2 protein-coding genes are annotated in these 14,094 nt (G+C 49.7%); both read right to left on the reverse strand.

What is annotated here, in order from left to right:
- Position 1: 1 nt before the first annotated feature.
- Complete coding sequence (locus tag OL444_RS20935) at positions 2–4,450, reverse strand: type I polyketide synthase (RefSeq protein WP_307734952.1); 4,449 nt, start codon at positions 4,448–4,450, stop codon at positions 2–4.
- Positions 4,437–14,090: a non-ribosomal peptide synthetase gene (locus OL444_RS20940; protein ID WP_264729963.1), complete on the reverse strand. Its 9,654-nt coding sequence runs from the start codon at positions 14,088–14,090 to the stop codon at positions 4,437–4,439. The genes OL444_RS20935 and OL444_RS20940 overlap by 14 nt, the downstream gene beginning before the upstream one ends.
- Between the last annotated feature and the right edge of the window lie 4 nt (positions 14,091–14,094).

Genomic DNA, 14,094 nt, shown 5'->3' on the forward strand with positions numbered 1-14,094 from the left:
GTCAAATCGTTATTTTTGAGGTTCTTTCTTTCTTCTCGAGTACAAATCTGATATCATCTATGGCAGCTGCCAGTTGCCGGATCGTTTGCTTTTCAAAAAAAAGTCTGACTGGAAATTCTATATTCATTTCCTGTTTTATTTTTTTCAGCAACGTCATGCCTTTCAGGGAATCTCCGCCCAGTTCGAAGAACTTATCGATGACGCCTACACGACTAATACCGAGTGCCAGCTGTATCAGTTCGGACAGTTGATGCTCTGTGGCTGTTTCCGGAGCAATGTATGCAGTAGATAAAGCAGGTCTTTCCTGTAACAGTTTTTCTTCCGTATGCCCCTGATGGTTATCAGGACGCCGGAGATGCCTTTCTGAGAGTGCTTTAATACTTCTGGTAGCAATGAGCTGCACGGGGAGTTTCAGATACAGGGCGCCCGTTAGCGCACGGATAGCTTCTGCCGGTGTACAGCTATATTTCAGCTGCTCCCGCTGTTCTTCTTGATTAAGATGCCTGGTGGCGTCAACCGCCATCCCTACTTCTTTCAGTGCGCCCCATTCTATGCTGATCACCGGGTAAGAAGGCTGACCACATTCCGCAAAGGTGTCGAGGAAGATGTTGGCGGCTACATAGCCTACCTGCCCTATATGTGCGAATGAGGCGGCCAGTGAAGAACAATTCACAAAAAAATCCAGCTCCTTCTCCCGGAATATCCGGCTCAGCAGCTGCGTTCCGCCTACCTTGGCGGCAAATATCTTTTCATCATCGGCGTCCGATCTGCGGAAAATCATCCCGGCGTAATCGCCTATGCCTGCGGTATGCAATACTCCGTTCACCGGCCCCAGTATACTTTCCGCCTGCCGGATCCCTTCAGCCAGTAATGTTTCATCTGTAAAATCGGTACGGATGTATATCCACTTACCTCCCTTTTCTCTGATCTGTTCAGCAAAGGCGGTATCTTCTGCTCCCCGGCTGACAAGAATCAGGGAGGCCTTGTATTCCGTGGCCAGGTAATGGGCAAACAGCCGGCCCATGCCGCCACTTCCGGTGATGAGATAGGTACCGTTCACCCGGATATCCGGGCTGGCAGCTGGTAGCTGAAAGTTGATCTTCTCAAACCCTTTTATGTACCGGTTGCGACCCCGCAGCGCCACTTCCTGGTCTTCCGGCAGGGTATGCAGTTCCTGCATCAACGCCTGCACCGTATTGTCTGCAGCGTCTATCTCTACCGCGCGACAGGTAATCTGCTCAAATTCCAGCGGAATCACCTTTACGGCTCCCAGCACCAATGCGTTCAATGGTACAATGGTTTCATTCCCGGATATGTTATACCAGTATTTTCCTATGACATCGATATGGAGATTGTCCTCCGGAAAATACTGTACATAACTCCGTGCGATATGCAGCAGCTCTTTATAAACATCCGCACCGGCTGCCGTACATGCCCCGCAATGTATGATGCCCGCCGGCCTTATCCCACGGCGTTTCAAGTCTGCAAACAAGGCATTCATATCGCTTTCATCCCCGGGCTTTTTCAGATACCCGTCGCCCTGCTGCGTATAGTAATCACCGTTATTAATGAGCGTAACTGTTGCAGCTACGGCTGTAAGCTGTTGGTACAGGGATGCTGTTATACCTTCATCACCCGGCGCTGCAAACAATAGTATAGGCTGTGCAGAGAAATCCTTTTTCTGACCCGGTAACCGACAGCCCTGTTTCCATTGCACGCGGTGAAACCAGTCATTTACCTGCCTGCTTTCAGCACCGGTAAGCATACCGCTATCTGTCAGCATTTTCCAGGCATTCACTTCTGCAGGATACCTGATGGGTTCAAAAGTATAAGGCGGCAGGGAAATCTTTTTTCCTTTTCCACCGGGATAAAAACGATTCCAGTCTACCGGAACACCCAGCGCCCACAGCTGGCCTATGCGGGTTGTAAAATACCAGTCGTCCGCAACGCTTTCCTTCACACTCCTCACCAGGTTCACGGCAACCGGCGCCTGATTATTTTGCGGATGCTGCCTGACGAGGTTGATGAGGGCATGCCCCGCTCCCACTTCGATAAATACCGGGTTCCGGAATTGTTCCCGGAGCACTGTTATGCCGGCAGAAAACTGCACTGTGTCTCTCATATGTTTTACCCAGTAATCACCCTCACTGATATCGCTGTCGCGCATCATCATACCGGTCAGATTAGAGATATATGGGATGGTTGCCGCACCTGACTCCAACCGTGCTACCTCCTGCCTGAAATCGTCCAGCATAGGGTCCAGCATAGGAGAATGGAATGCATGCGACGTGTGTAATTTTGTATAGGAGATACCAGCAGTATCCAACTGTATCGCCAGTTCTGCCATCGCAGCCTGCTCGCCGGAAAGTACCACCTGGTCCGGGCTATTCACTGCCGCCAGCGCAATACGTACAGTCAGATAGCCCGCCGCAGCAGCAGGCGTCAGCGAAACACTGAACATACTACCGGCAAGGGTTTGTTGCATTAACTTCCCACGTTTTATCAGTAGTGTCAGGGTTGTTTCAAAATCAAGTACCCCACTCAGACAGGCCGCCGTGTATTCACCCACACTATGCCCGATCATGCCTTGCGGCTTTATTCCATACGACATCAACAGCGCCGCCAATGCATATTCTATCAGGAAGATGATGGACTGCGCATACGCCGCTTCGTTAATGACACCTGTATCAGCCCCCTCCGGATAAAGAATTGCTTTCAAATCTTCGCCGGTAACCCGCCTGAACAAACCAAATCCGTTATCCATAGTAGCCCTGAAGGCAGGTTCGTTGAGATACAGTTCCCGGCACATATTTACATACTGCGAGCCCTGGCCGGGAAACATAAAAATCACGTCCGGTGTGCCGTCCAGCCTTCTCACCACCGGACTTACCTCGTCTGTCTGCAACGTATCCATCAACGTTTCCGGATGAGTGAATGCAATCGCTCTTCTATATTCAAAATGCTTGCGGCTGGTCTGCAAGGTGTAGGCAATATCTGTCGGGTTAACAGCCGGATCTTGCTGTATAAATCTTTTCAGACTTTCCGTATAGCGGTCCAGCGAATTTTTTGTTTTGGCAGATAAGGTCAGGATGTTGATAGCCGGAGAAGACTGCGCTTCATCTGCCACCGGTGTTTGCGGCGGGGCTTCTTCCAGTATAACATGCGCATTGACCCCACCGATCCCGAATGAACTAACGCCTGCACGTAATGGCGTATCTCCCTGCGGCGTCCAATCTGCCAGCTGTGCATTTACATAAAAGGGACCGGAAGCAAAATCTATTTCCGGATTAGGCTCGTTGTAATGCAGACTGGCAGGTATTTTCCTGAACCTCAGACTGAGGGCTGTTTTGATAAGTCCGGCAATGCCGGCAGCCGTATCAAGATGCCCCATATTTGTTTTTACGGAACCAATGGCACAACGATGCGATATCGCCTTACTGAATGCAATATTCAGGGCAGCAATTTCTATGGGATCGCCCAACGGTGTAGCCGTGCCATGAGCTTCCACATAGCTGATTGTTTCCGGCTCCACCTTGCTGAACCGCAGCGCTTTCCGGATACACTCCGCCTGTCCCTCCACACTGGGTGCTGTAAAGCCTATTTTCCGGGCGCCATCTGTATTGACAGCACTTCCTTTAATCACTGCATAAATATGATCCCCGTCATTTATGGCATCTGCCAGCCGTTTTAACACCACCGCGCCAGCCCCCTCGCCCAATACGGTGCCTGTGGCATCTTTATCAAAGGTACGGCAGTGCCCATCCGCCGCGTTGATCATCCCTTCCTGAAAAAAATACCCCGCCTGTTGCTGCGTTACAATATTCACACCACCGGCTACTGCTATTTTCGTTTCACTCAGCAGCAAACTTTTGCAAGCCTCGTGAATGGCTACCAGCGATGTGGAGCAAGCAGTATGCAATGCAAAGGAAGGCCCCCGCAGATTCAGTTTATACGCCAGTAAAGACGTGAGATAATCTTTATTATTCAAATGACTCAATGTAAATTCATCTACCTCCTGCGCAGTATTCCCCAGCATACTATATATCGTCCAGTTAAGATCATCCCGGGTACCTGCATACAGGCTTACAGGCACAGTATTTTTATCGGGGTTAAACCCGGCATCTTCCAGCGCCTGCCATACACACTCATGAAAAACCTTTATCTGCGGACTCAGAAATTTTGCTTCATCCGGTGTATAATTAAAAAAACCGGCATCAAAATGATCTTTGTCTTTTAGATACGATACCGCTCTCACAAAATCCTTCCTTTCTGTCACCTCCTTATCCACCCCCATCGATGCCAGTTCTTCGTCTGACAGAAAATATACGGACTCTTTTCCCGCCACCAGATTCCGCCAGTATTCCCGCCAGTCGGATGCACCGGGAAATCTGCATGCCATACCAACAATAGCAATTTCAAGTCCTGTAAGAGGATGATTATGCTTCATCATGATTATCGTTTATAAGTTTTAACAGATCCTCCATCCTGCCTACAGCTGTATCCAACTCTTCATCTGTTGCCGATACAGCAGCCAGCTCGCCACCACCCAGCCAGGCCGCCAGTGAATGAATATTGGGGTAATTGAAAAGTGTGGTAACCGGCAGTTTCCTGTTGAATGCCCGCGAGATAAGGGCATTGGCCTTTATGAGTTTTATGGAGTTACCCCCAAGATCGAAGAAGGAATATCCGGTACTGATTTTCTCTTTCGCTATCTGTAACACTTCACTCCAGATATCCACCAATGTGGCTTCCACATTATTGACCGGAGCCACATAAGGAGCTAAGGGCACTGCTGTTTCCGCAGGTTCCGGCAGGTCCATTCTGCTGATCTTTCCGGTTGCCGTCAGGGGAAACTGCTCCAGCAACACATACCTGGCCGGCACCATATAAGCAGGGAGGGTTGCTGCCAGGCTGCGTTTCACCTCTGTTGTTTCCAGCGGAGCGACTACCCGCAGGTAGGCAACCAGGGTATCTTCCCCATTCCATGTTTTCACCACCACCACTGCTTCTGCGATCAGGGGTATCTTCAATAGTTGCAGTTCTATTTCCGGTAGCTCCACCCGTTGTCCGTTGAGCTTTACCTGATTGTCTTTACGCCCGATAAATTCAATTTCCCCATTGGGCAGCAACCGGCCCAGATCTCCGGAACGATATACCCGTTCTGTTCCGGTAAACGGATCGGTTGTAAATACTTTTGCCGTTTGTTCCGGTTTGTTGAGATACCCCTGTGCGAGGTATTTACTTTTGTAGACAATTTCCCCTTCCTCGTATATCCCTGCCAGCCGGCCATCTGCGTGCAACAGGTATATCTGCGTATCCGTTACCGGATATCCGATCGAGATACTTCCTGCTGTTACCACGCTGTGGTGATCCAGGAACTTCTGCAAGGTGATGGTAGATTCCGTAGGGCCATATCCGTTAATCAGGATGGCATTACTGCCAAAATGTTTTTTGAAGTTGTCGAAGTCGTATTTATAAACGGCCTCTCCTCCCAGTACAACAAGTCGTATGTTTTCAAATACTTCTTCCTGCAGTTTGGATATAAAATACCGGTAGATCGTAGGCACGGTATGAACGATAGAAATGCCGCAGGCCGTAAGCCAGTCTCCCAGCTGTTCCAGACCTCTTTGTTTGATATCATAGGGATACAACGAGGCGCCATTGAGCAATGCGCCATATATATCCATGACGGCAGCATCGAAGGTATATGCCGGCATAAGACTGAGGCGGTCAGCAGCATCGATATGCAGGTTATTGGTGTACACCCTGATGAAATGCAGGATATTGCCGTGCAGCTGTATCACTCCTTTGGGCTGGCCGGTAGAACCGGAGGTATACAGGATGTAAGCCGGACTATCCGGCGCGATGTCAACACCTATATTTTCCTCTTCCGGTGCGATGTCCTTATACACCAATACGGGCACCTCAGGCAGCTTTGCTGTGATGGTGGCAGCCAGTTCCATTTCTCCCGGTGAAGCAATCATCAACCCGCAGTCAATGTCTTCGAGGATATATACCAGCCTTTCCACCGGGAAGTGAGGATCTAATGGTACATAAGTCAGGCCTGCCTTCAATACGGCCAACATACCGATGATCGCTTCAATGCCGTGTTCCATCAGTAATGCCACTTTGTACCGATCCGCCATGCGCTGTTCCATCAATCGCGTAGCCAGTCCGTTGGCGCAGGCATTCAGCGTGGCATAGGTGAAGATGATGCCCTCCTCGTTTACTGCTACATTATCCGGGCAGCGTTGCACGATCTCCTCAAAGCGGGCCACCACTGACTGGTTCACAGCGGTGGCTTCAAAAGGTACAAATGGTTGCCGGGGTACCGGCATCAAGGTGCGCTCAACCGGCTCCCGGAAAAGCGCCACCTCGTTTATCAGGATGGCCGGATGCACCATCACCTGCTGTAAGACATCCACTATAGCATTCATCCAGGAAGCAATAGTCGCCGGTTTAAACAATTTGTTTTTATAGGTACAACTGATTATCAGGCCGTTTTCCACTGCTTCAAAGTAACATTCCAGATCAAATCTGGTAAAGCCTGTATGTGGATTATCGACGGGTACATAGTTTTCCGGCAGGGCCCGAACCGTGTTGTTGAAGTTCAGCATGTTCAGGAACACGGGGCTTACCGGAAAATGATGAAAGTGCTTATCTATTTGCAGTTTATCGAGCAACTGTTCAAACGGATAGGCCTGATTTTCCAATCCGTTGACCAGGGTATTATTCACCTCTTGCAGAAAGGCGACAAAGGGCTGCTGTGCATCCACTTTATCTCTTAACATCAACGTATTCAGAAAACAACCTATCAGGTCTTTGACCTCATCAGGATCTCTGTTGGCCACCGGTATGCCGGTTATGATGTCTGTCAGGCCCGTGAGCCGGCTCAGTACAATTTTACAGGCCGCAATGAACAGGCCGAAAAGGCTGCTGTTATGCTCCAGGATGAACTGCCGGATATGGTTATGTAATGTAGCATCTACTACTACTTCATATGTACCGGCTGTAGCGGAGATAGCGTTATCCTGCTCAAAATCGGCCGGCAACCGGAGTAGCGGCAATGTACCGGAAAGCTGTGCGATCCAGTACTCCTCCATGCTACGCAGTTTTTCACCAGCGAGATATGGCGGCAACCATGCCGCGTAGTCTTTGTACTGTATGGGGAGGGGCGGTAACTGCGGTATTTCACCCGCTATCGCTGCATCGTAATAAGTAAACAGGTCGCGGAGCAATATTTCCATCGACCAGCCATCGCTGATGATATGGTGCATATTGAAAAACAATACCGCCTTTTTTCCATTGTTTACGAAAGCCAGTTTCAGCAAAGGCCCTGTTTCCAGGTTGAACCGGGTACCGGCTATGTTATTTTTTATCTCCTCCGTTACACTTTCTTCATCTGCAGTAGCAAGATGTATGTCGAGATAATCGTTGATATCGTAGGTTTCCTTTACCAGCTGATGAGGAACGCCCTCTTTTTCCCCGAAAATGGTTCTCAGTATTTCATGACGGCGTATCACACTGTCCAGCGCTACACGCAACACTTCGGGGTTGATGTCGGGGTCCAGGGGGTAGCTACCGCCTATCGTATATCCGGCAGCGTTATCTGTCAATTGTTCTACCAGCCATATTCGCAGCTGTGAAGGCGAAAGCGTATAGCCATCAGCAGGTGCCGCGGGCAGAATCGCTATTTCCTGCCCGGTGGTGGTGTGACTGATCAGGAGTGCCTGGTTCCTGATAGTGGTATGCCGGTAAAATCCCGTGAGCGGCGGCGCCACCCCAAATGTTTTTCTGACAGCAGTCAACAGGCTGATGACCTTCAGGCTGTGTCCTCCCAGTTCAAAAAAATCATCATCTACGCCTATCCTGTCGGTTCCGATACCGAGAATATGCTGCCAGATGGTTGTCAGCTTTTTCTCCGCAGCTGTCGCCGGTGGCGTATAGGCGATATCGTTAGCACCGTTTTCAGCTGTTACTTCCGGTAATAGGGCACGATTTACTTTCCCGTTGCTGGTAAGCGGTATACTATCTATCCTGCTATAATAGTCAGGTACCATATAACGGGGCATACGGGTCAGCAGAAATGCCTTTACGTCTCCGGGCGTCAGCGGCTGTATACTTACCAGGTACGCTACCAGTTTACCTTCCGCGCTATCTTCATTTTTCCGGAGCATCACGGTAGCGGCAGTAATGAAAGGATGCTGTAACAACTGACTTTCAATTTCACCCAGCTCCACCCGGAATCCTCTTATCTTCACCTGATCATCATTTCTTCCGAGGAATTCGATATTGCCATCCGGCAGCCATCGCCCCAGATCACCGGTCCGGTACAGGCGGGCCGTCTGTCCGAAAGGATCTGCAATAAATCTTTCTGCCGTGAGGTCTTCCCGGTTCAGATAGCCCCTGGCAACGGCATCGCCGCCGATGTACAGGTACCCGAAAGTGCCGTTGGGTTGTAATCCCAGCAGTTCATCCAGGATGTAAATACGGGTATTGGCAATGGGTTTTCCGATGGGGGGCACTGTTGCCGCCTGTGCAGCCGGGATCGTATAGGTAGTTACCACATGTGCTTCGGCCGGGCCGTAATGATTATGTAACCTCACAGTATTTTCCTGTAAAAAATCCTGTACGGCTGGTGACAACAACAACTGTTCACCCGCCACTACGATGTCGCTGACCGTCTTCAACCCGGTCAGAAAATGACGATCGTTCCCCAGATTCCTGAAAAATGAAGTAGGCAGGAACAAAGTGGTAATCGCATGCTGCTGTACATACGCTATCAGCAACTCAGGATTTATTTTTGTGGCTTCACTAAGTACATGCAGGGTACCGCCCCTGGTGATGGTGAAAAATATTTCCTGGAAAGAAACGTCAAAACTGATGCTGGTAAACTGCGTCACCCTTTCGTAGCTGATATCCAGCCGGCGGTGATAGGTAATGAGATTATTCAGCTGCCGGTGCTCCATCATCACGCCTTTAGGATTACCGGTAGACCCGGAGGTATAGATAATATAAGCGAGATTAGCTGCGGTGTACATTTTTTCAGGATTACGCTCACTGTAATCCGAAAAATGGCTTCTGAAAACCGCCAGCTCCCGGCTGTCGATAATCGTACGACAGCCGCTGTTTTGTTCCATAAAGCGGATCCTTTCCTCCGGATACTGCGGATCAATGGGTACATATGCGGCGCCGGATTTCAATATCCCCAGCACGGTAATGATCATCCATTCATCCCGGTCCGGCTTCATCCCAATCAGGTCGTCAGGCCGTATATGATAATGCGTCACCAGATAATACGCCAGCCGGTTCGACCATTCATTCAGTTGACGGTAAGTCAGGGTTATTTCACCGGCAACCAGTGCGATGTGATCGGGGGTACTTTCTACCTGTGACTCGAAGAGAGAAATGACAGTGCCATTCCGGGCATAATCACTATCGGTATTATTGAGTGTCTGCAACAGGTAGGTTTTATCTTCCTCCTGCAGGTAATCCAGTGTGGCTATTGCCTCGTCTTCCTCCACTATTCCCTTATTGATAAAGGATTCCAGGTGACGCAGCAACTGTGCGACAAATGCTTCCTGATAGATATCCGTATTATATTCAGCCGTACCTGATATCCCTTCTTCCGTTTCTGTAAACAGCAACGTAATATCAAAATGACTGGTAGTGGTATGATCTGCTATATAGCTGATGCCGGCAGCAAACTGCCGGAAGGTGGCTTTGGCATCGTGTTGTTCCTGTTCTGTATTTTGCAATACCAGCATGATATCGAACAGCGGATTTCTGTTGATGGCTACCGGCAACCGGAGATCATCTACCAGTTTATCAAAAGGATATTGCTGATGATTATAAGCATCGAGGGTGGTTTGCTTTACGTGTTCATAGAGTGCCGCAAAGCTGTCTGTTGCCGCAAAGCGGGAACGCAGTGCCAGCGTGTTGATATAGAAACCAATCTGGTCTTCCAGTGCAGCATGATTGCGTGTAGCCATCGGCGTACCGATAATCATGTCTGTTTGTCTCGTATAACGGTATAATACGCCATTCAATCCTGCCAGCAGACACATAAAAAGGCTGCCTCCGTGTTGCCGGATAAAGGTATGTATATGCCGGGTAGTTGTTTCGGAGAAGGCAAATGGTATGATGGCGCCATTATAGGTTTTCATGACAGGCCGTTGCTGCCAGCCAGGCAGGTCCAGCACACCGGGCAGTGCTGCCAGCTGCTGTTGCCAGTAATAGCGGTGTGCCTGCAGCGAATCACCGGATAACTGCTGGTTATGCCAGGCGGCATAATCCCTGTATTGAATCTCCAATGGTGGCAGCGCTGTGGTTATACTGCCTGTAAGCACCCCATAAGTATGCAGCACATCCCGGATCAATATTTCCATAGACCAGCCGTCGCTGATAATATGATGCATATTGAGCAGGAACAGGTAGTCTTCCGGTCCGGTCCTGAACAGACCGGCACGCAGCAGTGGTCCTTTATCCAACGGGAATACGGCTTCCCTGATACGATCGAAATAGGTAGTAGTGAGATAGGTGATGGCATCGGCCCGGTGACTGTAATCTTCGTAATCTACTTTAAACCCGGTTTCCGCCGGCTGCAATATCCGTTGCCTTAGCTCTCCCTGACTATTCTGCAGAAATACCGTGCGGAGCATTTCATGTCTTGCCACCACCTGTTCCATGGCTTCCAGGAAGGCCGGTACATTCAGGGGCATAGCAAGGCGCATGGCTGTTGGCATGTGATACGCCTTTGAGCCGGCATCCAGCTGGCTCAACACCCATATTCTTTTTTGTGCAAAGGAAACAGCATAATCTGCGGCCTCCGGTATACGTTCAATAGTATCCTGGTATACTTTGCCCGTGCGGCTTATCAGCCAGGCATGACTTTCTATCGTTACCCGGTTAAACAGTTCACGTGGGTTGAGCGCTACATTGAAGACTGCGGCATAACGGTTGATCAGCTTCATGAGTTTGAGGCTATGTCCGCCCAGTTCAAAGAAGTTGGCATAGATGCCCGGCTGTTCCTGCTGCAATACTTCCTGCCAGATAGCGGTGATCTCTTCTTCCAGTCTGTTGCGCGGCGCAACATAGGCTACCTGTAATGTTGCAGGTACAGGCAGCTGCCGGGTATCGACTTTATTATTGCTATTCCCTGGCATATGGTCGATGAAAGCAATTGCGGATGGGATCATGTAATCGGGCAATTGTTGTTTTAACCAATGCCTGATAAGTGTTTCATCTGTTTCCCCGCTACATACTATCCAGCTTACCAGGGTCTGTCCAATCACTCCGGAAAAGGCATCTGTCACCAATGGATACCGTTTTAATACATGGGTAATTTCCTCCAGCTCTATACGGTATCCTCTTAGTTTTACCTGCCTGTCTTTTCTGCCGATGAAGGCAACATTACCGTCAGGAGTCCATCTGGCCAGGTCGCCGGAACAGTACACCTTATCGGCAGATAGCGGATGCGTACGGAATTGCGCTGCCGTCAGCGCATCCCGGTTCCAGTAGCCTGCTGCCACCGATGGTCCGGTAATCAATAATTCGCCGGCCACCCCGACAGGTAGCAGGTTACCACAACTGTCTGTGATCATCACCCCGGTATTTCCGATAGGCTTTCCAATGATATTCTGATGAAAGGAAGTTACATTCCTGTTCACTACGGCGTCTATCGTAATCTCTGTAGGGCCGTAGTGGTTATTCACACAAACGTCCGGAAGCAATTTCTTTATATTACCCAATAAAACTTCATTGAGCGACTCTCCTCCGATACAGATGATTTTCAATGTGGCATTCAGCTTTATTGCATCGGCTGCCTGCAGCTCTGATATAAAATGGGTAAAATAGGTCGGCGTCCCCTGCAGCAACGTTACCTTTTCGCGGATAATAATATCAGCCGGCACTGCTGTGGTTTTGCCTGTCACGACAACGGTACCTCCGCATATCAGCGGAAAAACCGTCTCCAGAAAAGCAACATCAAATACAGGACTGGTAAGTGAAAGCGTCACTATTTTTCCGGCATGTGCCAACAATGCTTTCTCCTCAAACAGCTTGCAGACCAGGTTACGATGAGATACCATCACCCCTTTGGGGATACCGGTACTGCCGGATGTATACAACAGGTAAGCCATATCGTCCGGTTGCGACCACTCGTTCGCCACATCAGGAATCACGGCGACAGACCGTAGTCCGGAAAGTACGGAGCCGTCTACCACCAGTGCCGGTGTACAATCTTCCAGTACTGCCTTTGTTCTCTCTGCCGGGCCTTCCGGATCCACAGGTACATATACGGCTTCGGCAAACCATATCCCCCACATGAGTTCAATCAGCGCCGTGGAAGCGGGTAACAGGGTGACCACCCTATCTCCTTTACGAACACCATTGCGCTGCAGGTTGATAGCCAGCTTCGTGGCTTCCCGGTAAATTTCTTCGTAAGTACTCCTTCTCTCTCCCGCTATCACCGCCGTTTCAGCGGGATTTATCAGTACCTGGTGTACAAAAGCCGCCGGTACCGAAAGAAACGGCACCTCCACTTTCTCCTGTCCTTTTCCCAGCAGCAGCATGGCCGTTTCTTCTTCCGGTGTCAGCAACTTAATAGCCGACAATGGTACAGATACAGGTTGTATCAGTTGCGTCAGCACCCATTCCATTTCTTTCGCCCACCGGGCAATAGCCTGGCTGCTGAACTTCGATGTTTTATATTCAAATACCAGCTTCAATCCTGCCGGCGCCGCAATGACCGTGCAGGTAAGATCATACATGCTCCTGTTACGGGTAGCATGCAGTCCGCTTTCTTCTATGTCCAACGACAGGTTATTCGGAAAGGATATCATCACATTAAACAGCGGATAGCCTTCCCCTTTATGCTGATACCCAATATCTTCCAGTATATATTCAAACGGATACAACTGGTGTTCCAGCACCTGATAAAACGTTTGTTGCACCGCAGCAATAAACGCATGTTGTCCCTGTGTATAATCCATCTTCACCCTCACCGGCAATACGTTTACAAAATCGCCGATCACGGTCTGCAACTGTGCATGGCTTCTGCCGGCAGCAGGCGTACCGATAACAAAGTCCCGGCTGCCGGTATACTTACTGACTACAATACTGTAGCAGGCCGTCAGCAAAGCAGAAAGATGGATGCGTTGCTCCTGCACGTAGTGCATCACCTGCTCATATACTTCCGCTGCCAGTACTACTGCATATTCATTACCAGCGCCCATAGCACCTGCCTCCGGCCATAGTGCCGGCAGTTCGGCATTTTCTTCAAAACCGGATAACTCCCGTTGCCAGAAAGCCGCAGCCGGGGTAAACAGATTTTTATCATTGATCCAGTTCACAAAATCGCGGAACTGAAAGGTATCCTTTGGGGTAGGCATCTCTTTTCCCGACAACACCAGATCGTACTTCCCCATCATTTCCTGCACCATCAATCCCAGCGATTCACCATCTGCAATGAGGTGATGAATCTTCAGCAGCAGGCAGCACTCCTCTCCCGGCAGCATAAAACAGGTCATCTGCCAGGGCGGCAACGCTTCGTATGCCAGCGGCTTTGCCAGGATCATAGTCATATCTGCCCGGATAGGCGTTTCAGGATCCGGGTGACTGCTGTAGTCTATAAAAGAAAGGTGCTGATCTATATCGATATGCTCCAGCGTAAGATGATAGGGTTCTCCTCCTTCACTGCGGATAACCGTACGTAATATTTCCGTATGCGCCGCCAGGGCGCCTGCAGCAGCTATCAGGTTTTCCCTTGTAAAGCCCGGCAGACTGAAACGATATACAGCAGGGATGATATAGGTATGTTTACCATTTGCCAGCTGATCATCTACCCAGATACTTTTCTGGCCAGGCGACAACGGATACCTGGCATCCCGCGATACCGCCTGCGGAATGAACTGCCTGGCCTGCCTTTGCGCCTTCATGAAGTTGATCAGCGCCTCCTTATGTTGTTTCAGCTCGTCCTTGTCGGCTGCGGTGAGGCTGGCCAGATTACCTTTAAGACTTAGGTTTTCGCCGGGAGTATCGAGCGAAATGATGATACCCTTGGATTTATATTTATTGAAAATCGTTAGCATGGTT

It is taken from the genome of Chitinophaga nivalis, assembly GCF_025989125.1.
Taxonomy (GTDB): Bacteria; Bacteroidota; Bacteroidia; order Chitinophagales; family Chitinophagaceae; genus Chitinophaga; species Chitinophaga nivalis.

Excerpts from the sequence above, each read along its gene's own strand:
- OL444_RS20935 (WP_307734952.1), bottom strand. The coding sequence starts at position 4,450 with ATGATGAAGCATAATCATCCTCTTACAGGACTTGAAATTGCTATTGTT.
- OL444_RS20940 (WP_264729963.1), bottom strand. The coding sequence starts at position 14,090 with ATGCTAACGATTTTCAATAAATATAAATCCAAGGGTATCATCATTTCG.